The sequence below is a fragment of the Streptomyces sp. SAI-127 genome (assembly GCF_029894425.1).
Classification (GTDB): domain Bacteria; phylum Actinomycetota; class Actinomycetes; order Streptomycetales; family Streptomycetaceae; genus Streptomyces.
The window spans coordinates 2,108,234-2,129,981 of record NZ_JARXYJ010000001.1 but is presented as its reverse complement, the minus strand read 5'-3'; the positions used below and the strand labels follow the sequence as shown (position 1 = coordinate 2,129,981).

Below are 21,748 nucleotides of genomic sequence, written 5' to 3'. Positions count from 1 at the left end.
CGTGGAAGCGGCCGTGACCCGAAGGTCACGGCCGCTTCCACGCTGTCCGGCGGGGCTCAGACCGTCGTCGTCTCGGCCCGGCGCCGCATCAGCTCCCGCTCGCGCTCGCGTCGCGCGGTGACGTCCCGGATGACCGCGCCGCAGTAGGTGCTGCCGTCGGGGCCCGGCAGCAGCACCACGCTGAACTCGATGGACAGCTTGCGACCGTCCGCGGCCAGCGCGGGGACGTTCAGCAGATCCGCGTCCCCGTACTTGCTGTACCCCCGCGCGATGGCCGCCTCGAACCCGTCCTGGTGCCGCTTGCGGTGCCTCTCGGGAATGATGACGTCCAGGCTCCGACCGGCCACGTCGGCCGCCGGAAATCCGAAGATGCGCTCCGCGCCCCGGTTCCAGTAGCGGATCAGCCCTTCGCTGTCGATGATCACTATGCCGTCGGGTGCCTGGTCTGCCATGCCGAGCACCACCGCGGAATCCAGATCTGCCATGTCGCCTCCGAGCAGGGGCCATTTGGTGGCCAACAGTATACAGAATACTGTCGTCACGGACCCGGGCGAAGCTCCCGGAGGTTCGCCAGGAGGGCGGATATGCAGGTGAAGGGCACTCCGAAAGCTTGGTATTGTTGTCCATGTCGCCGCGCGGAACACCTCCGTCAAGGCGGCAGACACCTGGTCCGGGTGGCGGAATGGCAGACGCGCTAGCTTGAGGTGCTAGTGCCCTTTATCGGGCGTGGGGGTTCAAGTCCCCCCTCGGACACCAGTGAAGACCCCACGTGATGTGGGGTCTTTCGCGTTGCCCGGCTACGGCGCGGGCGGCGAGCCCTGGAACGAGCCGCCGGAGATGTCGCGCGCCTGAATGACGGGCGCGTGGAACGTCCCGCCGCTGATGTGGTTGCTCACGCCCGTGTCGGCCGTTCGCCGGGCCTGCTCCCACCAGTCCTCCAGGCCGCGGCGGAAGTCGGCGTCCAGTGCCGCCCTGACGGCCAGCGCGGTACTCAGCGCATGCGCTCGTGCGCCGTCCTCCGGTGTCCGCGCGAGGGCGACCAGTTCGGACTCGCCCGAACTCACCGAGGGCGCCTCTTCGGCGTCCGACTCCGTTCCGCCGTGACGGAACGGGCGCCGCACCAGCGTGACCAGACCGTCCCATGCCTGTCGCCCGGCCTCTCCGCCGAGTCCTCCGGCCCACGCTGCGAGCAGGGCCACCGATACGGGATCCATGGGCGCACTCCTTGTCCTGGAAAGGTGGAGCAGGGGATGGTGCGGCGACAGAAAGCGCTTTCGTCGCCGCACCCAAACTTGCTCAGGCGCGAGAGGTCGCGGCAGTTGCGCTCGAAGGGATGCAGATATTCGTGACGAGCGCGAAGGCGGAGAAGGCAATGAGGGCTGCGGCCGCGCCACGGAGGGCGAACTTCATGGTCTTGCTTTGGGGCATTCTTCTTCCTGCTCCAATTACTGGTCAGTAGGCAGGCTGTTCTGCCTGCCTTGCAGGAACGTGAATACATCCTTCGCAGTCGATCACGCAAATCGCGAGGCTTTCTCCCGCGAAGGACTGTTCGGTGAGTCCTCCGTCTGATAGGCGGCCTGTACCGAGAGCAGGCTTTCCCGCGCTCGTGCCGCTTCGTGTGCCGCCCCCACGCGGTCGGCGACCTCGACGGCCTCGGTGAGGTGTGCGACGGCCGAGGCATGGCGGCCGAGCCGGTGTTCGGCGAGCCCCAGAGCGTGGAGCGCCTGCCCCTCCTCGTGGGCGGCACCCACGCTTCTGGCAAGGTCAAGAGCGTGCTGCTGGCGGGTGGTCGCCTCCCCGAAGTGCCCTGCCGTGTACAGGGCCTTGCCCATGGCGTGCAGGGTCTCCGAGGCGTTGCGACGGTCGCCGGACCTACGGAAGGTCGCGAGGGAATCGTTGAAGAGGTCCAGCATGAGGGTCAGGTCGTCGGGTGATTTCATCGTGCTTGCCAGATTCACCTGGGTAATGGCCCGCTCCGAGGGGACCCCCGTTTCCCTGAGCACTTCAAGGGCGTTCTCGAGCAGATGGCGTGCACGCTGTGGGTCGCCCGTGCGGAGAAAAAGGTCCGAGAGATTATTGAGGACATGCGCGTACTCACGCCTGTCGCCGGCGCTCTGGAAGTCGGTGAGCGCCGTGTCGAAATATTGTCGGGACTCCTCGAAATTCCCCAGATACAAGTTGGTTATTCCGAGGTTGTTCCGTGCGCGGCCCAACTGCCACGGATCGCCTGACAAGAGCCGTTTGCGCAGGGTCTCCCGCTGGAATTCGAGCGCCTCGGAAAGCCGACCGAGATTCCAGTGCAGTACGCCGAGCCGGTGGAGGGCCTCGGCCTCCGCTTCGGCCGCACCGAGTTCCCGGGCGTCAACGAGCGCCCGGCGCAGAGCGGTGTGCGCCTCCTCGTAGCGGCCCCCCTGGGACAGGCTGTTGCCAAGGTCGATCGACGCGTGGACGGCTCGGTGCCGTGCCCCGGTGCCCTGCCAGTACTCGACCGCGCCGGCGTGGACGCGCTGGGCGTCGGCGGAGTGGCCCTCGTCGTCGAGGAAGGCGGCCAGTGCGCTCGCGAGCAGTGCGGCCGGTTCCGCGCGCCCGCCCGCACGGCAGTGACGTTCGGCGGCCAGCAGCGCGGAGCACTCCGCAGCGAGCCACCTTCGAGCCGTCAAGGGATCTTCCCATGAAGGGAGTTGATACGGAGAGGAGGTGAGGGGACGGTCCAGTCGCAGACGCCGTGGGTAGATCATCCGGTCCGCCGCATCGGATGCCTGTACATAGAAATCGATCAGTCGGGCGACCGCCCGGTCGCGTGCCGGTTTCGGATCTTCGGACAGGGTGAGGGCGCGCGCGTATTCGCCGAGGAGATCATGCAAGGCGAAACGTTCGGGCGCGGGTTCCCTGATTAGATGCGCGTCAAGAAGGCCTTCCAGGGCGTCCTCCGCGGCGGTCACCGGAAGACCGGCCAGGGCCGCCACGCCGTACACGTCGATATCGGCTCCGAACCGCAGTCCCAGGAATCGGAAAACTGTTTGTTCTTCGATCTTGAGTGTGCGGTACGAGACGTCGAAAGCCCGGCCGATCTCTCCTCGGGTGCCGTCGCGGATTTCCTTCAGCCGGCCCTGTCCATGCGTGAGTCTGCGCAGGAGGTGGGCCGTCGTCCAGGAGGGACGGGAGGCCAGCCGGCCCGCGGCGAGCTCCACGGCCAGGGGCAGATGGCCGGCCAGGCGGACGATGTCCGCCACCTCGTTGTGCCGGTGGGTGCGCTCTTCTCCCGCCACGGTCCGGAACAGGGCGATGGCGTCCCGCGGCGGAAGCACGTCCAGCTGGATCGAGCGGATGCCGGGCAGGCCCGTGAGCCTGCGGCGGCTGGTCACGATGATCAGGGACCGTGAGGCACCCGGCAGGAGGGGGCGGAGCTGTTCGGGGCCGGCGACGTCGTCGAGGACGACGACGGCGCGGCGGTTGGCGAGCAGGCTGCGCCACAGTCCCACGAGGCCCTCCCGGTCGTGGGGGAGAGCGGACGCGGGGACCCCGAAGGCGCGGATCAGTGCGGTGAGCGCGGCCTCAGGAGTGAGCGGGGACGACTCGAAGGCGTGAGTGCCCAGGTCGAGATGGACGGCACCGTCCGGAAAGTGCGGCGCCAAGCGCCTGGCGGCATGCAACGCGATCAAGGTCTTGCCCACCCCGGCCATGCCCGACACACTCTGGAGCGCGATGACCGACGCCGCCGAGCCCGCGGTGGCGTTGCGCAGGATGGTGGCCAACTCCTCCTCCCTGCCGACCAGTTCGCCATGGCCGGGCAGCGTCTGCGGGGCGGACACCGCGGATTCCGCGCGGGGGAGCAGGGCCTGGACGGGGGCGCCGTCGAGGATGAGCCTCTGTAATCGGGCCAGTTCCTCGCCGGGATCCGCGCCGAGGTCCTCACGCAGACGGCGCCGTACGGAGTCGTAGACGCGCAGTGCGTCCGCCTGGCGCCCGCAGCCGTAGGAGGCGGTCATGAGCCGGCCGGCGACCAGCTCGTCGGTGGGGCGCTCCGCAAGGAGGGCGGTGAGGTCGGGTACGAGGTCAGCGAAGTGACCGTTGCGCAGTTCGGCGGCGGTGCGGATCAGCTGTGTCGGCAGCCGTCGCTCCGTGAGCAGGCCGCGGATGTGCTCCGCCCACTGTCCGGGCAGTCCTGCCAGGGGCTCTCCGCGCCAGAGCTCCTCCGCCTCGGCCAGGAGCCGGAGTGCCTCGGTGTCGTTGCCGCCGTCGCTCAGCGAGCGGGCCTGGGCGGTCAGGCTCTGGAAGCGGTGGCAGTCCACGCGGTCGGCGTCGAGTTCGAGCGTGTAGGTGTGGGCCTGTTGGACGAGTCGTTCACCGGCGCCGATGAGGCGCAGGCGGCGACGGATCCGGGCGACGTAGGCGTGCAGGCTCGCGCCCGGCCGACCGGGCGGGGCGTCGTCCCACAGCCGGTGGACCAGGGTGTCGAGGGAGACCGGTCGGCCCACGTTGTATGCGAGGGCTGCGAGGAGCAGGCGTTCCTTGGCCGAGCCGAGTGCATCGACGTGTCCGGCTCCGCGCAGTTGAACCGGCCCGAGTACGCGAATCTCCCACTCCACCAGTGCCTCCGTCCAACGGCCGGCCTGTGCTCGGTGAAAGCAAGAGTCGCATGTGGTCAATAACTGTTCAAATGTGAAATCTAGTTGGACTTAATATTGGCCAATTCTTTCCGATCAGGCCGCTAACTGGACTTGATTGGTCTGGTTCAAGGACGTGACGGGTAGGACGCGGGTCACCGGCGCCGGACCGAGGGGGAAAGTCGCGCATGGACGAGGTGACGGCCGCGGAATTGCCGGCCGCTCTGGCGATGGCTCTTCGCCGCCCCGAGGTGCGGCGGGCGCTCGTCCGGCTCGTGGAGGAAGGGTTACCGCCCGCGCTCGCCGACTCGGTCCTGGACCGGATCGGCCAGTACGCCTCGGGCCCCCGGGCCGGAGCGCATGTGCGGGAGTTGGCGGACCTGCTGGTGCGAGAGGCGGGCCTTCGGCCCGGCTTCACCGACGGGTTGGCCGGCTGGGTCAAGGCTGCTCTTGGTGCCGGAACCGTCGACCGGCACGACGATGTGGCCAACACCGTCGGCGCGTCGGCCACGGTGAGCGGCCCGGTGGTCCAGGCGCGCGACATCACCGGCGGGGTGCACTTCCATCCGGCGCCCCGCCCTCCGGCCGCAGCAGCTGATGTGCTGCCACGACAACTCGCTCCGGTGCCCGGCCACTTCACCAACCGGCACGACGAACTGGCTCGACTGGACCGTCTGGTAAGCACCGCACGCGACAGCCCCGTGGTCGCCGTCGTCAGCGGGCCCGCGGGCGTCGGGAAGACCACCCTGGCCAGACGCTGGCTGCTGGCGCGGGCCGACTCCTTCCCCGACGGACAGCTGTACGCCGACCTGCGTGGCCACTCGCCCGACGGCCCCGCCCGCCCCGGCGAACTGCTCGGGCAACTCCTGCGTTCCCTCGGTCGCACGGAGGTACCCGCGGAGCTGAACGAACGGGCCGCGCTGTGGCGTTCGGTCACCGCCGACGCCCGGATCGCCCTCCTCCTCGACAACGCCCTCAGCGCCGCCCAGGTGCGTCCCCTGTTGCCCGGTTCGGTCTCGGCCGTCACCGCGGTGACCAGCCGGAACCGGCTGACCGGCCTCGGACTGGAGGGCGCCGCCTTCGTCCCCCTGAGCGTTCTGGCGACCCGGGACGCCGTGGAACTGCTCAGCCGCAGACTCGGCGCGGAGCGGGTACGCCGGGAACCCGAGGCCGCGCGGGCCATGGCGCGTGCCTGTGCGAACCTGCCGCTCGCCGTGTGCGTGGCGGGCGCCCGCCTGGCGGCTCGGCCACATCAGCCACTGGCGGCGATGGCGAGGGCGCTGAGCGACGCAGAGGGAACCGGCCCGCTGGACGCGCTCCGAGTGGGACGCGAGTCCGCCGTGCGCGCCGCCCTCCAGGAGTCGTACCGGGTTCTCGCTCCGGAACCGGCCACCGCCTACCGCCGCTTGAGCCTCCTGCCGTTCACCGTGTTCACGCCTCCTGTCGCGGCAGCCGTCTGTGGCACGGGGCCCGACGAAGCAGACCGTTTTCTGGACGAACTCGCGGAGGCGAACCTGGTGGAGGACCTCGGACCGGATCCACGGACCAGGCTCGACCGTTACCGTTTCCATGACCTGCTTCGGGCGCACGCCCGGGAGTGCGCGGATGAGGCCGAGACGGAGAGGGACGTCTGCGGTGCCCTGCGCAGGGTCGTCGACTTCTATCTGTCGGCCGCCACGGCCGCCGAGACCCTGCTGACCCCCAGCCACCGCAGCCTGAGCCGTGATTACGCCGGTCGGCCGGTTCCCCCGCCGTTCACCGACGCCCCCGGTGCGCTGCGCTGGCTCGACGCGGAACGCGATCACCTGATGGCCGTCCTGCGCACCGCCGCCGACCGCGGCTGGCATTCCTCCGCCTGGCAACTCGCCGACGCGATGTGGCCGCTGTGTCTGCGTCTGCGCCCCTATGAGCTCTGGATCGAGGCGCACGAGATCGGCCTCGCGGCGGCCCGTCGCGCGGATGACCGGGACGGCATCAGCCGCATGCTGACCTCGGGCGGCACCGGCCTGCGCAACGTGGGCCGTCTCGAGGAGGCCCTGTCATGGTTCCGGCAGGCACGGGAGCTGGCACGTGAGGAGGTGGCCCACCGCTCCGAGGGCGAGACGCTGGAGGCGGCCCGCCGCAATGAGGCCCAGGCGCTCCACGGACTGGGTCAGACCTACCGCCTCGCCGGGCGGCTGGCCGAGGCGGGCACCCACTTCACCCGGGCCCTGGCCCTGCGGGAGGAGATCGGCTACCAGCGGGGCGCCGCCCTGACCCGGCTCAGCCTCGGCGACACGGCCCTGGCGGCCGGCCGGCCCGACGAAGCCGTACGACAACTCGAATGCGCCCGCACCGAGTTGACGGAGCTGAGCGATCACTACGACGCCGCCCGAGCCTTGGCTCTGCTCGGCCGGGCGCTCGCCCGCCGCGATGGCACCCGGCACGAGGCCGCCGACCGCACGCTCCTGCGGGCCCTCGCCGAGTTCGAGGAGACCGGCTCGGTGCACTGGCAGGGGCATGTGCTGGAGATGCTGGGCGAGGCGGCCGAGGAGCGGGGAGACGTCGAGCGGGCCAGGGACTGGTACGCCCAGTCCCTGGCCCGCTACCTGCCGGTCAGCGACAGGGACCGGGACCGGCTGGAGAGGCGCCTGCGTGCCCTTGGCTGAGCCCGGGCTCCGGCCCAGCGGGCGTCGCCGCCTGCCCGGGGGCGTCTCGGGCCAGGGCGAGGAACCCGCCGCCAAGCCGGGGGACCAGCACCAGGACGGCGCCCGGATAGCGGCACAGCGTCAGCGTGGACAGCCGCAGCGCCGCCGCGACGGGCAGGGGCCGGGTGCCGTACAGCACGTCGGCGCACTCGCGCCACACCTCGGCCACACCACCGTCCAGGGAGACGGCGAGCAGGTCGTTCACGCCGGCACCTGGTTCCGGCCCGTGTCCCACAGTGCCGCCGGGAGCGGGACCACGGGCAGCGACGGCTCGCGGGCCGGCTCGCCCAGTCCGAGCAGCCGGTACATGAGCCGACGGGTGTTGCGCCCTGCGCGTCCGGGCTCCGAGGAGATGCGGCGCGCGATCCGGTCGTACCCCGTGGCCGGACGAGCGGTACGGGCGTACGCGAGCTGTTCGGGCAGCGCGTCGGACGGAGTCAACGCCGGTGCCAATGCGGCCAGTTCGGCACAGGGCGAGGCCGGGTCGACGTCGTCGGCGGGAAACCGCGCGAGCAGGACCGCCGCCTGGGTGAGGGTCGAATAGAGCGTCACGGATCCGTGGTCGCCCAGAACCCAGTCCGCGGCGATGATCAAGGAACGCCAGTCCGTGTCGGGCGGTACGACCGCGATGCCCCGCCGTTCGGCCGTCGCCAGCCAGGACCGCACCTGCCAGATGCCGTGCCAGGACCAGACGTTGGGGTGTACCAGGACGGCGATCCGGTACTCCGCCGCCGGGAGTTCGGTGAGCAGCCTGGGCAACAGGGCGTCGAGCCGGTTGAAGGCCGACCCGGTGCCCCAGGTGGAGGAGACCACCACCAGCTTCTGTCCGCGCCGCACACCCAACGCGGCCCGGTACCGAGGGCGCAGCGGCAGGCTCGTGACGATCCGGTCGTACGTCGCGTCGCCGACCACCTCGGCGACGGGCAGTGCCTCCGGGCAGCAGCGACGCAGCCTGGCCAGGTCGTCGTGGTGGGCCAGCGCCAGCGCCCGGGGGACCACTCGCCCGTCACGCACGAGATAGCGCCTGCCCAGCCCGCCCACGGTACGTGCCGCTCCCGGATCGCGGCCGTCGGCGAGCCGCGACAGCTTCATGTGGCCCGCCCCGTGCGGCAGCCGCAACAGCGGGCCGCGCAATCCGTGCACCCCCTGGGAACCCGCGGCCAGCACCAGGTCGAACCGCATACGGAGCGCCTGCTCCCAGGGCAGCACGCTGCCGTCGGGCAGGGGCCCGGGGACGGCACGGGCGGCACCCGCGTTGAACGCGTGCGGCGCGATGGTGAAGTACACCTGCAGGCGCAGGTCGGAGGTGAGCAGAGGTAGCAGGTCCCCCAACCGCCGGCCGTACACCTCGGTGTGGACCACGACCAGGACACGCTTACAGCCGGGCAGCGTCAGCCACTGGCCCCTGTCGTCCCCGACTGCGACCGCGGCGGTTCTCGGTGTGTTCGTGGTGTCGTGCATCATCGGTGCCCCCGTTGTCGAGTGATCGCGGATCGCGGATCGTTTCGGTGCGGGGGTGCCCCCGCGCTGCGTCGGAAGCCTTGCCATCACCTTGAAGAATCCTTGCAGCCCTGGTGAGGGTCCGTCCGGGGCGGGACGACGGCGAAATCCGGTTGACCCGGCTCGTCCGCCGGGCGCTCAATACACGGCATGGCCGACATCCAGGGCACATACGACGATCTGTTCTCCGCCGTCCCCAACAAGCTGGCAGCGCTGCTGGAGGAGGGGGATGTCGGAGGATCCGTGGCCGTCTTCGTGGGCGGTGAACCGGTGGTGGACGTCTGGGCCGGCCACGCCGACGCCGACCGGACGGCACCGTGGGAGCGGGACACGATCACCAACGTCTTCTCCACGACCAAGACGATGACGGCACTGTGCGCCCTGATCCTCGCCGACCGCGGCGAGCTCGACGTGGACGCCCCGGTCGCCCGGTACTGGCCGGAGTTCGCCGCCGCCGGCAAGGAGAAGGTGCTGGTACGGCACCTGCTGTCGCACACCGCGGGACTGCCCCACTGGGAGGGCCCGGTCGAGGAGCTCTACGACTGGCCGGCCGCCACCGCACGGCTCGCCGCCCAGCCGCTGCTCTGGGAGCCGGGCACCGCGGCCGGATACCACTCGCTCACCCAGGGGTTCCTCGTCGGTGAGGTCCTGCGCCGGATCACCGGCCGTACCGTGGGTGAGTTCCTGGCCGAGGAGGTGACGGGGCCCCCTCGACGCGGACTTCCACATCGGTCTCTCCGCCGAACACGATCACCGCGTCGCCCTCACGGTCCCCCCGCCCGGCCGGGACGAGGACTACACCGCGGGCGCCGCCGCCCCGGGTCCCGACGCGACACCCTCCAGCGGGACCGCCCTGCGCGTCCGGGACGGCAACAGCGTGGCGTGGCGACGCGCCCAGATCCCCGCCGCCAGCGGGTTCGGCAACGCCCGTTCCATCGCGCTCGTCCAGTCCGCGCTCGCCTGCGAAGGCACGGTCCGGGGCGTACGGCTGCTGTCGGCAGCGGGCGCCGAGCGGGCCCGGCAGGAGCAGTTCAGCGGCGAGGACCGCGTGATCGGCATGGCACAGCGCTACGGCCTGGGCTACGGCCTCTTCGGCAACACCTTCGGCTGGGGCGGCTGGGGCGGTTCCCTGGTCATGATCGACCCCGACGCCCGCACGGTGGTGGCGTACGCCACGAACCAGATGCGTGAACCCGCCGAGGACACCCGGGGGTTGGACCTCGTCATGTCCGCCTACGACGGACTCCAGGGGCTTCAGCGCTAACACGGAAAACCCCGTGCGCGGACCCGGCCGGCTCCCTACACTCGCCATGACCAGGGAAGACGAGTGAGGGGAGTACGGCCATGTGCGTGCGCACAGCTGTCGCCGTTCCCCGGACGTCGTACGACGTGATCCTCGTGTCCCCGACCCTCCGGTGCCCGCTGCGCGGCCGGCACCGGACGCCCGTGACGACTGTCTGAACGGTCAAGTACTCCCGTAGTGCGTTGATGTGACGTGCCGTCATGTCGTCGTACGGGCCATTGCGCAGCCCTGTCATCACACCACCGAAAGGCCATGGGCCGTGCGCACCAACAACCCCAACCCGCTCGCCGTCGTCCGCAACCTCGGCATCCTCGCCCACGTCGACGCCGGCAAGACCACTGTCACCGAACGGATCCTCTTCGCCACCGGAACCACGCACAAGCGCGGCGAGGTCCACGACGGCACCACCGTCACCGACTTCGACCCGCAGGAGCGGGACCGCGGGATCACCATCTTCGCGGCGGCCGTGAGCTGCGCGTGGGACGGGCACCGCCTCAACCTGATCGACACCCCGGGGCACGTCGACTTCGCCGACGAGGTGGAGCGCTCGCTCCGGGTGCTGGACGGAGCGGTCGCGGTGTTCGACGCTGTCGCCGGCGTGGAGCCGCAGAGCGAGTCGGTGTGGCGTCAGGCGGACCGGCACGGCGTGCCCAGGATCGCGTTCGTCAACAAACTGGACCGCGCGGGCGCCGACCTGGACACGGCCGTCGAGTCGATCCGGCAGCGGCTGCATCCGGCCCCGCTGGTCGTGCAGTTGCCCATCGGCAGCGAGGACGGCTTCACCGGAGTCGTCGATCTGCTGAGGATGCGGGCCCTGACCTGGGCGGACGACACCACCGCCGCCGACGAGGGGCCCGTGCCGGACGGTCTGCGAGAGGAAGCCCTACGACGACGTCGACTGCTGGAGGAAGCGGTCGCCGAACGCCACCCGGCTGCCCTGGAGGAGTTCTGCGACCGGGAGACCCTCTCCGCCGGCACCCTCACCGCCGCCCTGCGGGACCTCACCCACAGCGGCGACGGCGTGGTCGTCCTGTGCGGCTCGGCCTACCGCAACCGCGGCATCGAACCGCTGCTGGACGCCGTCGTGGCGTATCTGCCGTCACCGCTCGACGTGCCCGCCGTACGCGGTGAGAACGGCGAGGAGCGGCCCTGCGACCCGGCGGCGCCCTTCGCGGCGCTGGCGTTCAAGGTGAACGCCACCCCGACGGGACGGCTGACGTACGTACGCGTGTACTCGGGAACGATCGAGAAGGGAGCCACCGTGTGGGACGCGGGCGCGCGGCGTACCGAGCGCATCGGACGGATCCTGCGCGTACAGGCAGACCGGCACGCCCAGTTGGAACGGGCGGTCGCCGGCGACATCGTCGCCGTCGTCGGGCTGAAGGCGGCCCGCGCCGGCTCGACCCTGTGCGCGCCGGGCGCCCCGCTCGTGCTCGAACCGCCCGGCGTGGCGGAGCCGGTCGTGTCGGTGGCCGTCGAGGCGGAGCGGTCCGTCGACACCGACCGGTTGGCCTCGGCACTCGCCCGGCTGGCCGAGGAGGACCCGTCGCTCGTCGTCCGCACGGACGCCGAGACCGGTCAGACCCTGCTCTCGGGCATGGGTGAACTGCATCTGGAGGTCGCTGTGGAGAAGGTGCGACGCGAGCACGGCCTGACGCTCAACGTCGGCCGTCCGAGGGTGAGTTACCGCGAGACGGTCGGGCGTGGGGTGTCCGGGCTGGTCTTCCGGCACGTCAAACAGGACGGCGGGGCGGGGCAGTTCGCGCATGTCGTGCTCGACGTGGAGCCGTCGGCGGAAGGGTTCGAGTTCCGCTCGGCCGTCGTCGGCGGGCGCGTCCCGCAGGAGTACGTCCGCGCGGTCGAGGCCGGCTGCCGGGACGCCCTGGCCGAGGGGCCCCTCGGCGGGCACCCGGTGACCGGGCTGCGCGTCACGCTCACCGACGGTTCGACCCATGTGAAGGACTCCTCGGACACGGCCTTCCGCACGGCGGGCCGGTTCGGCCTCCGGGAGGCCCTGCGTGCCTGCGCGATGGTCCTCCTGGAACCGGTCGTCGAGGTCACGGTCACCGTGCCCGAGGACGCCGTCGGCGCCGTGCTCGGCGACCTCGCCGCACGCCGCGGCCGGGTCTCGGGCTCGGTCACGCGCGGCGGTTCGGCAGTCGTCACGGCGACCGTGCCGCTGGCCGAACTCTTCGGCTACGCGACAAGGTTGCGCAGCCGCACCCAGGGCCGCGGCACCTTCACGGCCCGGCCGACGGGGTATACGCCGGCTCCCGCCGAGGTGGTGGTGGCCCGGCGGTGACGAGCGTGTGGCCCTCCCGCGTCGGGGAGGGCCACACCCCGCCGGGGCCGGTTCAGCAGTCCCTGAACTCCGGCGACTGATTCAGCACCTGTGACCGTACGGACGTGAAGCGGGCGTACGTCTCACCCGTCACCGACTCCGGGCGGAACGCCGCCACCCGGTGGCAGTTCTGGAAGGCCAGGGCCACGCCGAAGTGGCGTTCCAGGCTGCCGCGGATGGCGTCGCTGGCGAGGGCGCGCAGGAGCTGGCCGCGCTCCTTCTCCGACGGAGGAGGGGTCTGGTTGTCGGTGAACTCGGCGATTCCGCCCTTGAGTTGCGTGGCGAGGCCGGCGATGAGGTCGTAGGCGTAGGGGAGGGACGTGCGGACCGTGTCCACGAAGTCCTCCTCGCGGATGTCGCCCTGTTCGGCTTCGGCGAGGAGCTTCGGGGAGACGTCGAGAGACATGTGCTGTGGTTCCTGTCTGTTGCTGTGCGGTGGGGGTCGGATGTCAGATGAGGGAGGCCGGACCCGGTACGAAGTCCGGGTCCACCTGGGCCGCCAGGTCGAGACCGGTCGCGTCGTTCGCCCAGGAGCGGGCGTTGCGCAGGTGGAACTCGACCGAGTGGCGATGGAGCTGGGCCCAGTCGCGGGGCTGGGAGTCGACGGTCTCGCGCAGAATCGTCAGGGCATGCCGGTTGTGGGGTTCCAGCGACTCCAAGTCGCCTTCCGCGCGGCCCTGTTCGGCCGCGCGTACCCAGGGGGACTGGACCAGGTGGGTCAACAGGTCGTCGCCGACGTGTTCCTTGAGGAAGAGCAGGTCGTCCTCGCCGGTCACCTTGTTGCCGATCACGGCGATCCGGATCCCGAACTCCCGTGCGTGGTCGCGGTACTGGCGGTAGACCGAGACCCCCTTGCGGGTGGGTTCGGCCACCAGGAAGGTGAGGTCGAAGCGGGTGAACAGGCCCGAGGCGAAGGCGTCCGCGCCGGCCGTCATGTCGACGACGACGTACTCACCGGGACCGTCGACCAGGTGGTTGAGGTACAGCTCCACCCCGCCCAGCTTGGAGTGGTAGCAGGCGACGCCCAGGTCGCTCTCCTCGAACTCGCCCGTCACCATCAGCGGAACGTCACCCACCCGCCGGACGTGTCTGGCGTGCAGTTCGTCCTCGCCCAGCAGTCGAAGCAGACGTGAGCCGCGGCCCGGCGGGGTCGTCTTGATCATCGCCTCCCGGGAGGCGATGAGCGGGTTGGTGCCGCGCAGGTAGTCCTTGATCTCGGCCACGTGCGTGCCCAGTGGAGGGGCACCCAGGTCGTCGCCGTCGTGGCCCAGCGCCTCGGCGAGATGCTGGTTGATGTCACCGTCCACGGCCAGCACCGGTACCCCGGAGCGGGCCAGATGGCGGGAGAAGAGCGCCGACAGGGTGGTCTTGCCGCTGCCGCCCTTGCCGACGAACGCGATGCGCACTACCGCTCCATCTTTTTGAAAATGGATGTCATGTCGGTAGGTTCTATGGGGTGTCGTTGATCACTGTCAAGTCACCCCCGCTCGCTCCCATGTCGCGCCCCGCGATCAAGTCGGCGGCTTAATGCATATGATGTGCAAGTGCGTACTTACAGCATCAGGGTCGCGAGCCCGGACGACCTCGAGGGTGCGCGAGCCGTGATGCTCGACACCGTCTACCGCGACTTCAGAACCGGGTACGTGCCCCGCTGGCACGGCGACATCATCGACCCGGCCGCCGCCTATCTCGACCCGTCCCGCCACACCCTCCTCGTCGCCCTCGCCCCGGAGGACGGGACCGTCGTGGCCACCGCCGCCCTCGACTCCCGCGGCCCCGCCCACCCGCCGAACCCGCGCGAGCTGGCCGAGCGCTACCCCTCCGGCCAGACCGCCCAGCTGCGCCGGATCTACGTCCGCCCCGAGCACCGCAGGCGCGGCCTCGCCCGCCGCCTGGTCGACGAGTTGCTCGCCTTCGCGGCCGCCGACGGCGGCTACCGCTCCGTGTATCTGCACACCGACCCGGCGGTACCGGGCGCCGAACCCTTCTGGCGATCGATCGCCAAGGTCGTGCACGACGAACGCGAGACCACGGGCGGCGCGAGCAACGTCGTCCACTTCGAGATACCGATGGGGCGATAGGCCAACCATGCGACGCCGTCACCTACTTGGCTCCCTGCTGCTCGCCCCCGTCCTCACCGCGTGCTTCGCCTCCGAAGGCTCCGAAGGCTCCCAAGGCGGCGACCCCGGAGGCGACGCCGGCGACGGCTCCCGCCTCCGCGTCGCCCTCGCCTTCCCGCCCGCCGAGAACCTCTCCCCGTACGGTGCCGACGCCACCCTCCTCAGCCGCCTCGGCGTCACCGAGGGCCTGACCGCCCTCGACGCCAACGGCGCCGCCGCTCCCGCGCTCGCCCAGTCCTGGCGCCGCGAGAACGACCGCACCTGGCTGTTCACCCTGCGCGAGGCCACCTTCCAGGACGGTTCCGAGGTCACCCCGGCCGCGGTCGCCGCCGCCCTCACCCACGCCACCGAGGCCAAGCCTGCCCCGGCCGCCCTCTCCGGCGTCACCCTCACGGTCGAGGCGCGGAGCGCCGCCGTACGGATCACCACCACGAACCCCGACCCCGTACTGCCCCTGCGCCTGTCCAGTCCCGGCCTCGCCGTGCTCTCCCCGAAGGCCTACCAGGACGGCGCCGATCCGGTCGGCACCGCGACCGGACCCTTCGAGCTCACCAAGGTCAACGGCGCCACCTCCGCCGCCCTCGACCGCTTCGACGACTACTGGGGCGGCCGCGCACAGGCCTCCGGCATCGACGCCCGCTTCATCGCCGACGGCACGGCCCGCGCCAACGCCGTGCGCACCGGCCAGGTCGACATCGCCGAGGCGATCCCCGTCGCCCAGGCCGCCACCCTCGACAAGGCCACCCTCGAGGAGACCGCGACCACCCGCACCACGAGCCTGCAGCTCAACACCCGGTCCGGCCCCTTCAGGGACCCGAAGCTGCGCGCCGCCGCCCGCGAGGCCGTCGACAGCTCCGCCGTCGTCAAGGGCGTCTTCGAGGGGTACGCCGATCCCGGCGCCGGCATCTACGGACCGGCCGTGACCTGGGCCGAGGGCAAGCGCGTGCAGCCCACCGGACGCGCGAGCGCCGCCAAGCCGCACCGTACAGCCGTCACCGTCGCCACCTACGACAACCGGCCCGAACTCCCCGAGGTCGCCCAGGTCCTCCAACAGCAGCTCCAGAAGGCCGGGTTCAAGGTCACCCTGGAGGTGCGGGAGTACTCACGGCTCGAAAGCGACGCGCTCGCCGGGAAGTTCGACGCGTTCATCGGCGCCCGCAACAGCCTCGTCGACACCGGCGACCCCGTCGGCGTCCTCGCGAGCGACTACACCTGCGGCGGCGGCTACAACCTCGCCCGGCTGTGCGACGAGAAGGCCGACCGGGCGGTCGCCGAGGCCGACGCCGTGGCCGACACCGGCGAGCGGCAGGACGCGGCCATGCGCGCCGAAGCGGCGATCCTCGGCACCGACGCCGTGATCCCGCTGGCCCACCAGGGGATCATCGTCGGCGTCGCCACCGACGTGCGGGGCGTGCTCCTCGACCCGTACGAGCGGACCCTGGTCGGCGCCGGAACGCGACGCTGATCCATGCGGCATCAAGTGGCCTCCCTGCTGTGGCGGTTCCTGCTCGCGGCGGCCCTGGTGTGCGGGATCGGCCTGCTGCCCTGGCTGTCCCGCACCGACCCGGCGCTCACCGTGCTCAAGGCCCGCTCGGCGGACCGCGACCCGACGCCGCGGGTACTGGCCGACATCAGGGCCCAACTCGGCCTGGACCAAGGCCCCTTGCACCTGCTCGGCCGATGGCTCGGCGGGCTGCCCCGCGGGGACGCCGGCCGGTCCTGGCTGAACGGCACGGAGGTCACCCCGAGCGTCGTCCAGGCACTCGGGGTGTCCCTGCTGCTGGTCACGATGGCGCTCGCGGTCGCCGCCGCCACCGCCGCCCTGGTGTGCGCCCGCACGCTGTGGCTCGGCGCGCACCGACGCCTCGACGGGCGACGGGCCGGGGGCGGTGCCTCGGCGATGATCGCCGCGCTGCCCGAGTTCCTCACCGCCTCTGTGCTGGCCACCGTCGTCGGCGTACAACTCGGCTGGCTGCCCGCCCTCGGCTGGTACGGCCCCCAATGGACGGTCCTGCCCGCCCTCGCCCTCGGCCTGCCCGCCGGGGCCGTGCTCGGACGCCTCCTCGACGACCTGCTGCCCGGTGCCTTCGCCGAACCCTGGGCGCCGGCCGCGGAGGCCCGCGGACTGCCGGGCCGAACCATCGCCGCCAAGGCGGTCCGCCGCTGCGTCCCCGCGCTGCTGCCCAACCTGGGCCTGTTCGTCGTGGGTCTCACGGCCGGTTCCGTCGCCGTGGAGCAGATCTACGACATCCCGGGCCTCGGCCGCACCACCCTGCAGGCGGCCCTCGCACAGGACCTGCCGGTACTCCAGGCGGGCACCCTCGCCCTCCTGCTCCTCGCCGTCACCGCCACCGGCCTCGCGGCACTCGCCGTCCGCCGCCTGGCCGGTCGGGCCCTGCGCGACGGCGCCCCGGGCTCCCTGCACCGGCCGCGACGGTCCGACCGCAGCGCCCTGCCTCTCGTGTACGGCGGCCTCCTGATCGCCGTCGTCGCGCTCGGCCTGCTCCGCGACCCGCTCGCCCTGGACACCGACGCCCGCCTCCGGTCTCCTTCCTGGGCCCACCCGTTCGGCACCGACGCGCTCGGCCGGGACCTGCTCGCCCGGGTCGGCCACGGCGCCCTCGACACCCTGCTGGCCGCCCTCGCCGTCAGCGTCACCGCACTGGTCGTCGGCGTCCTGCTCGGCCTGCTGCCCGGGCTGTCCGGGCCGCTCGTCGACACCGTCAACGCCGTACCGCCGGTGCTCGCCGCGCTGCTCGTGACCGCCGTCGCCGGGAGCGGAGCCGCCACGCCCGCGATCGCCGTGGCCACGGTCTCCTGGGCGGCGCTCGCCGCGCACACCTCCTCGCTGCTCCGGCAGGAACACGCCACCCTGCATCTGACGGCCACCCGAGGTCTGGGCGCGAGTCGCTGGTACCTCCTGCGACACGAAGTGCTGCCCGCGATCCTGCCGCCCGTCACCCGACACGCCCTGCTGCGCCTGCCCGGTGTCGCGCTGGCCCTCGCCTCCCTCGGTTTCCTCGGCCTGGGTAGTCAGCCGCCCGCCCCGGAGTGGGGCCTGCTCCTCGCCGAGAACCAGCCCTACGCCGAACGCGCCCCCTGGGCCGTCATCGCCCCCGCCGTCGCGCTGGCCCTGCTGGGCGCGCTGGCGGTGGGTTCGGCGGGCGGGGTGCGGTGGCCCGCCTCGCGTACCCGGGAGTCGGTGAGGGCCGGATGACGTCCATGCCGGTCGATCTGCGGAAGCCAGTCCAGCTCTCCCCGCTGCTGCGGCTGCTGATCCTGACCCAACTCGCCTTCAACATCGGCTTCTTCGCCGTGCTGCCGTTCCTGTCCGAGCACCTGGGACAGGCGGTCGGCATGGCGGGCTGGCTGGTCGGATTCGTGCTGGGACTGCGGACCTTCAGCCAGCAGGGGCTGTTCGTCGTGGGCGGGGCGCTCGCCGACCGGTACGGAATCCGTCCGGTCGTCCTCGCCGGATGTGTGCTGCGGATCGCGGGGTTCGCCTGGCTGGGGTACGCCGAACGGACGGGGGCGGTCATCGGGGCCGTCCTGCTCATCGGGTTCGCGGCTGCCCTGTTCTCGCCGGCGGTGGAGTCCGAGGTCGCCCGCCAGGCCGTCATTCATGAGGAGGCGGGCGGTCAACGCACCCGCGTGCTCGCGCTGTTCACCGTCGCCGGGCAGGCCGGGGCGTTCGTCGGGCCGTTGCTCGGCGCGCTGTTGCTGTCGGTGGACTTCAGGACGGTGTGTCTGGCGGGTGCCGGGGTCTTCGTGCTCGTCCTCGCCGGGCACGCGTGGATGTTGCCGCAGCACATCCCGGGGCGGCAACGGGTGCGGTTGCAGGGTGGCTTGGGGATTCTGGTCCGCAACCGCCGTTTCCTCGCGCTGTGCTGCGCGTACGGCGCCTACCTGCTCGCCTACAACCAGCTGTACCTCGCCCTCCCCGACGAGGTGGAACGCGCGACCGGTTCGCAGTCCGCGCTGGCCTGGCTGTTCGCGCTGTCCTCACTGCTGGTGGTGACCGCCCAGCTCCCCGTCACCCGCTGGGTCGGCTCCAGACTGTCGTTGCGCCGGTCCATGGTGGCCGGACTGCTGCTGATCGCCGCGGGCTTCGCGGTCGTCGCCGTCTCCCGTCCCGCCGACTGGACCGGTACGGCGGGCTTGTTGCCCTCGGCTGGGTTCGTCGTCCTGCTCACCTTCGGGCAGATGCTTATCGCACCCGTGGCCCGTGCCTGGGTCCCCGACCTCGCCGAGGAGGGCCGACTCGGCCTCTACACCGGGGCGCTGTCCTCGGTCTCCGGACTGATCGTCCTGATCGGCAGCTCCGTCACCGGCTCACTGCTGGACACCGGCCTGCCGGCCGCGGTGCCGTGGCTGGTGCTGGCAGTGGTACCGGTCGCGGCGATCGGTCTGCTGCCGCGGCGGTAGGCCTGTGACGTGGGTGAGGCGGGTCGGGCTCGCTGTTCGGGGGTCGGTTGCGACATGGACGGGGGACCGGTCGGGTTGGGTGGCGTGGCTGGGGCTGCGGTGGTGCTGGTCGCGGTGATCGGGTTGTTGCCGTGGCGCTAGGACCTCCACAGGTGGGCCGAGGCGGTCCGGTTCCCGTCGGCCTCGCTGTTCTGCGGGTGTCGGTCCTGACGTGGGTGCCCAGGTCAGGAAACCGTTGAAGGGTCAGGTGGCCCGGCCAGGGACCCATCCGACGGCTCCGTCGGCGTGGCCGCTCGATCTACCGTGACGTGGAGCTCCTGGCGATAGGGTCCACTCCATGGAGACTCAGGACATCCGGGTGGAGATCGCCCGGGAGGCGGATCAGGAGCTTGTCGACGCGTTCGCGCGGATGCTGCCGCAGCTGTCCTCGGCGGCCGAGCCCCTCGATCTCGCGGCGCTCGACCGCATCCTGGCCTGTGACGCCAACACGATGCTGATCGCCAGGTCGTCGACCGGGTCGGTCGTCGGCACGCTCACCCTGGTCATGTTCCCCGCACCCGCGGGACTGCGGGCCCGTATCGAGGACGTGATCGTCGATCACGAGGCTCGCGGCCAGGGGATCGCCGGACTGCTGATCCGGGAGGCCATCCGGCTGGCCCGGGAGGCCGGGGCCCGTACCGTCGATCTGACCTCCCGCCCGGACCGGGCGGCGGCCAACCGGCTGTACGAGCGGCAGGGGTTCCGGCAGCGGGAGTCGATGGTGTACCGGGTGCCGCTCAAGAGCTGACCCTCGAGCCGGCACGGCTTCAGGAGGCCATTGCCTCCGGCTCCCGCTCCCGCTCCACCGCCACGAACTCCAGCTCCAGCAGCTCGCCCACCGCCGCCTGGTCCGCCCGGTGCGTGCGCCACAGCCACAGGATGTCCCGGCCGAACGACCAGACCAGCGTCCCCAGCGCGACGGCCACGACCCCGAAGGTCGCCGAGTACGGCAGGTACCCGGACGCGGCCACGAGCAGCAGGATCCCCTGGAGCGCGGCCACCGTCTTGCGGGCCATGCTCGGCGGCAGGGGGGCGTTCAGCCAGTTCCAGACGCGGGCCGCGGCGACGAAGCCGTAGCGCATGGCGCCGATCAGCAGGACCCACGGACCCTGCGACATCGAGACGTACACACTGAGCACCAGGATCAGGAACGCGTCGACCTCCATGTCGAACCGCGCGCCCAGCGGGGTCGAGGTGCCCGTGGCGCGGGCGACCTTGCCGTCGACGCCGTCGAGGATCAGGGCCACCGCGGTCAGGCCCACGAACAGCGTCACCGGCGGGGAGTCCTGGAAGGAGTCCGCGACCAGCGCGGTCACTCCGCCGACGAGGGTCGCCCGGCCGAGGGTCACCCGGTTGGCCGGTCCGAAGGAGCGGGGTCGGGTGCGGTGCAGTGCCCTGGAGAGCACGGCCCAGGTGGCGACGGCGAAGGCGAGGCCGGTCAGCCAGCCCGCGGGCCCCATGCCTATCGCCGTGCCGAGCAGGGCCAGCAACAGGATCTGCAGACCCGCTCCCACAGCGGTCTCCTGCTGGACCAGCCTTGCTTCGTAAGTGTTGTTCAGGGCCACCGCACATTCCTCCGGCCAGATGACAGAGTCGATCAAGGCCGCGTACTGTGCGCGGCCTGTGCACATCTCGGTACGTGACGAGGTACGTGCCCGGGTTCCCGATCGTTCAGGAGGTTCTCGATGAAGGCCGCCGCACGCGCGTTCTGGCTCCGCTCTCCGGGCGAGGGCGAGATACGGGAGGTCACCCTTCCGGCCCCGCGTGAGGACGAGGTGCTGGTCTGCTCGCTGTACTCAGGAGTCAGCAGGGGCACGGAGACACTCGTGTTCCGCGGCGGGGTGCCCGAGAGCCAGTACGCGACCATGCGGGCACCGTTCCAGGAGGGCGACTTCCCGGGGCCGGTGAAGTACGGCTACCTCAGCGTCGGAGTGGTGGAGGAGGGGCCCTCCGCGGTGAAGGGCAGGACCGTCTTCTGTCTGTACCCGCATCAGACGCGGTACGTAGTTCCCGCGAGCGCCGTGACGGTCGTACCGGACGACGTGCCCGCCGCACGAGCCGTCCTCGCCGGCACGGTCGAGACCGCCGTGAACGCCCTCTGGGACGCGGCCCCCCTGATCGGCGACCGGATCGCGGTGGTCGGCGGCGGCATGGTCGGCAGCTCGGTCGCCGCGCTGCTGGCCCGCTTTCCGGGCGTCCGGGTCCAGTTGGTGGACGCCGACCCCGCCCGCGCCAAGACCGCCGAGGCCCTCGGCGTCGGCTTCGCGTCCCCCGCGGACGCCCTCGGCGACTGCGACCTCGTCGTCCACGCCAGCGCCACCGAACAGGGCCTCGCCCGCTCCCTGGAACTCCTCACCGCCGAGGGCACGGTCCTCGAACTGAGCTGGTACGGCGACCGCAAGGTCGCCCTCCCGCTCGGCGAGGCCTTCCACTCCCGGCGGCTCGTCATCCGCAGCAGCCAGGTCGGCACCGTGTCCCCGGCGCGCGGCAACCGCAGCTACGGCGACCGGCTCGCCCTCGCGCTGAAGCTGCTCGCCGATCCGGCGCTCGACGCCCTCATCACGGGGGAAAGCGCGTTCGAAGAACTCCCCGGGGTGATGCCGAAGCTGGCCAGTGGGGAAATTCCGGCCCTCTGTCACCTCGTGAGGTACGGCAAGAGCGCCTGACCTGAGAAAAGAGTGAGAGACGGCTGAACAAGGGGACGCGAAGGGCCGTACTACACGGCA

The 21,748-nt window shown here is 71.5% G+C and carries 16 protein-coding genes, 1 tRNA gene and 1 pseudogene; 10 read left to right on the top strand and 8 right to left on the bottom strand.

The window, feature by feature from the left end:
* Positions 1-56 precede the first annotated feature (56 nt).
* Entirely contained in the window at positions 57-485 is a 429-nt protein-coding gene (locus tag M2157_RS10050; RefSeq protein WP_280861473.1) for a PAS domain S-box protein, read from the bottom strand.
* A gap of 183 nt (positions 486-668) precedes the next feature.
* On the opposite strand from M2157_RS10050, the gene M2157_RS10045 reads away from it, so the two are divergent.
* Positions 669-756: transfer RNA gene (locus M2157_RS10045), tRNA-Leu, on the top strand.
* A 41-nt stretch (positions 757-797) separates the two neighbouring features.
* Here the strand turns inward: M2157_RS10045 and M2157_RS10040 are convergent.
* Together M2157_RS10040 and M2157_RS10035 are read right to left on the bottom strand one after the other, a co-directional pair.
* Positions 798-1,214: a hypothetical protein gene (locus M2157_RS10040; RefSeq protein ID WP_280865055.1), complete on the bottom strand. Its 417-nt coding sequence runs from the start codon at positions 1,212-1,214 to the stop codon at positions 798-800.
* A 297-nt stretch (positions 1,215-1,511) separates the two neighbouring features.
* Positions 1,512-4,589, bottom strand: a complete 3,078-nt coding sequence (locus M2157_RS10035) for a BTAD domain-containing putative transcriptional regulator (RefSeq protein ID WP_280861471.1) — start codon at positions 4,587-4,589, stop codon at positions 1,512-1,514.
* A 206-nt stretch (positions 4,590-4,795) separates the two neighbouring features.
* Here M2157_RS10035 and M2157_RS10030 point away from each other — a divergent pair, with 206 nt between their 5' ends.
* Positions 4,796-7,255, top strand: coding sequence for a tetratricopeptide repeat protein (locus M2157_RS10030; RefSeq protein ID WP_280861470.1), 2,460 nt, complete (start codon positions 4,796-4,798; stop codon positions 7,253-7,255).
* Here M2157_RS10030 and M2157_RS10025 read toward each other — a convergent pair.
* Positions 7,203-7,499, bottom strand: a complete 297-nt coding sequence (locus M2157_RS10025) for a hypothetical protein (protein ID WP_280861469.1) — start codon at positions 7,497-7,499, stop codon at positions 7,203-7,205. The genes M2157_RS10030 and M2157_RS10025 overlap by 53 nt on opposite strands.
* Positions 7,496-8,758: a hypothetical protein gene (locus M2157_RS10020; protein ID WP_280865054.1), complete on the bottom strand. Its 1,263-nt coding sequence runs from the start codon at positions 8,756-8,758 to the stop codon at positions 7,496-7,498. Before M2157_RS10020 ends, M2157_RS10025 begins: the two co-directional genes overlap by 4 nt.
* A gap of 186 nt (positions 8,759-8,944) precedes the next feature.
* Here M2157_RS10020 and M2157_RS10015 point away from each other — a divergent pair.
* A pseudogene (locus M2157_RS10015) lies at positions 8,945-10,058 on the top strand (serine hydrolase domain-containing protein).
* A gap of 298 nt (positions 10,059-10,356) precedes the next feature.
* Positions 10,357-12,399, top strand: coding sequence for an elongation factor G (gene fusA, locus M2157_RS10010; protein ID WP_280861466.1), 2,043 nt, complete (start codon positions 10,357-10,359; stop codon positions 12,397-12,399).
* A 52-nt stretch (positions 12,400-12,451) separates the two neighbouring features.
* On the opposite strand, the gene M2157_RS10005 is transcribed toward fusA, so the two are convergent.
* Both M2157_RS10005 and M2157_RS10000 read right to left on the bottom strand, forming a co-directional pair.
* Complete coding sequence (locus M2157_RS10005) at positions 12,452-12,844, bottom strand: SCO5389 family protein (protein WP_280861465.1); 393 nt, start codon at positions 12,842-12,844, stop codon at positions 12,452-12,454.
* A 43-nt stretch (positions 12,845-12,887) separates the two neighbouring features.
* Positions 12,888-13,844, bottom strand: coding sequence for an ATP-binding protein (locus M2157_RS10000; RefSeq protein ID WP_280861464.1), 957 nt, complete (start codon positions 13,842-13,844; stop codon positions 12,888-12,890).
* 138 nt (positions 13,845-13,982) lie between these two features.
* Here M2157_RS10000 and M2157_RS09995 point away from each other — a divergent pair, with 138 nt between their 5' ends.
* The 5 genes from M2157_RS09995 to M2157_RS09975 all read left to right on the top strand — a co-directional run bounded on the left by M2157_RS09995 (position 13,983) and on the right by M2157_RS09975 (position 19,770).
* Positions 13,983-14,519, top strand: coding sequence for a GNAT family N-acetyltransferase (locus M2157_RS09995; protein WP_280865052.1), 537 nt, complete (start codon positions 13,983-13,985; stop codon positions 14,517-14,519).
* 7 nt (positions 14,520-14,526) lie between these two features.
* Positions 14,527-16,023 (top strand): ABC transporter substrate-binding protein, encoded by a 1,497-nt coding sequence (locus M2157_RS09990; RefSeq protein ID WP_280865051.1) that lies wholly within the window; start codon positions 14,527-14,529, stop codon positions 16,021-16,023.
* 3 nt (positions 16,024-16,026) lie between these two features.
* Positions 16,027-17,775, top strand: a complete 1,749-nt coding sequence (locus tag M2157_RS09985) for an ABC transporter permease subunit (RefSeq protein ID WP_280865050.1) — start codon at positions 16,027-16,029, stop codon at positions 17,773-17,775.
* Entirely contained in the window at positions 17,772-18,983 is a 1,212-nt protein-coding gene (locus M2157_RS09980; protein WP_280865049.1) for an MFS transporter, read from the top strand. The genes M2157_RS09985 and M2157_RS09980 overlap by 4 nt, the downstream gene beginning before the upstream one ends.
* Before the next feature lie 337 nt (positions 18,984-19,320).
* Positions 19,321-19,770, top strand: coding sequence for a GNAT family N-acetyltransferase (locus M2157_RS09975; RefSeq protein ID WP_280865048.1), 450 nt, complete (start codon positions 19,321-19,323; stop codon positions 19,768-19,770).
* Positions 19,771-19,789: 19 nt separating this feature from the next.
* Here the strand turns inward: M2157_RS09975 and M2157_RS09970 are convergent, their stop codons facing one another.
* A complete protein-coding gene (locus M2157_RS09970; RefSeq protein ID WP_280861458.1) occupies positions 19,790-20,587 on the bottom strand; it encodes a CDP-alcohol phosphatidyltransferase family protein in 798 nt (265 codons plus the stop codon).
* 120 nt (positions 20,588-20,707) lie between these two features.
* On the opposite strand from M2157_RS09970, the gene M2157_RS09965 reads away from it, so the two are divergent.
* Positions 20,708-21,688 (top strand): zinc-binding alcohol dehydrogenase, encoded by a 981-nt coding sequence (locus M2157_RS09965; protein WP_280865047.1) that lies wholly within the window; start codon positions 20,708-20,710, stop codon positions 21,686-21,688.
* The last annotated feature ends 60 nt before the right edge of the window (positions 21,689-21,748 follow it).

What these genes read in the sequence shown, in the direction of transcription:
- M2157_RS09975 (WP_280865048.1), top strand. Translation starts at nt 19,321, where the DNA reads ATGGAGACTCAGGACATCCGGGTGGAGATCGCCCGGGAGGCGGATCAG.
- M2157_RS10050 (WP_280861473.1), bottom strand. Translation starts at nt 485, where the DNA reads ATGGCAGATCTGGATTCCGCGGTGGTGCTCGGCATGGCAGACCAGGCA.
- M2157_RS10005 (WP_280861465.1), bottom strand. Translation starts at nt 12,844, where the DNA reads ATGTCTCTCGACGTCTCCCCGAAGCTCCTCGCCGAAGCCGAACAGGGC.
- M2157_RS09985 (WP_280865050.1), top strand. Translation starts at nt 16,027, where the DNA reads ATGCGGCATCAAGTGGCCTCCCTGCTGTGGCGGTTCCTGCTCGCGGCG.
- M2157_RS10030 (WP_280861470.1), top strand. Translation starts at nt 4,796, where the DNA reads ATGGACGAGGTGACGGCCGCGGAATTGCCGGCCGCTCTGGCGATGGCT.
- M2157_RS10040 (WP_280865055.1), bottom strand. Translation starts at nt 1,214, where the DNA reads ATGGATCCCGTATCGGTGGCCCTGCTCGCAGCGTGGGCCGGAGGACTC.
- M2157_RS09990 (WP_280865051.1), top strand. Translation starts at nt 14,527, where the DNA reads ATGCGACGCCGTCACCTACTTGGCTCCCTGCTGCTCGCCCCCGTCCTC.
- M2157_RS09965 (WP_280865047.1), top strand. Translation starts at nt 20,708, where the DNA reads ATGAAGGCCGCCGCACGCGCGTTCTGGCTCCGCTCTCCGGGCGAGGGC.
- M2157_RS09980 (WP_280865049.1), top strand. Translation starts at nt 17,772, where the DNA reads ATGACGTCCATGCCGGTCGATCTGCGGAAGCCAGTCCAGCTCTCCCCG.
- M2157_RS10020 (WP_280865054.1), bottom strand. Translation starts at nt 8,758, where the DNA reads ATGATGCACGACACCACGAACACACCGAGAACCGCCGCGGTCGCAGTC.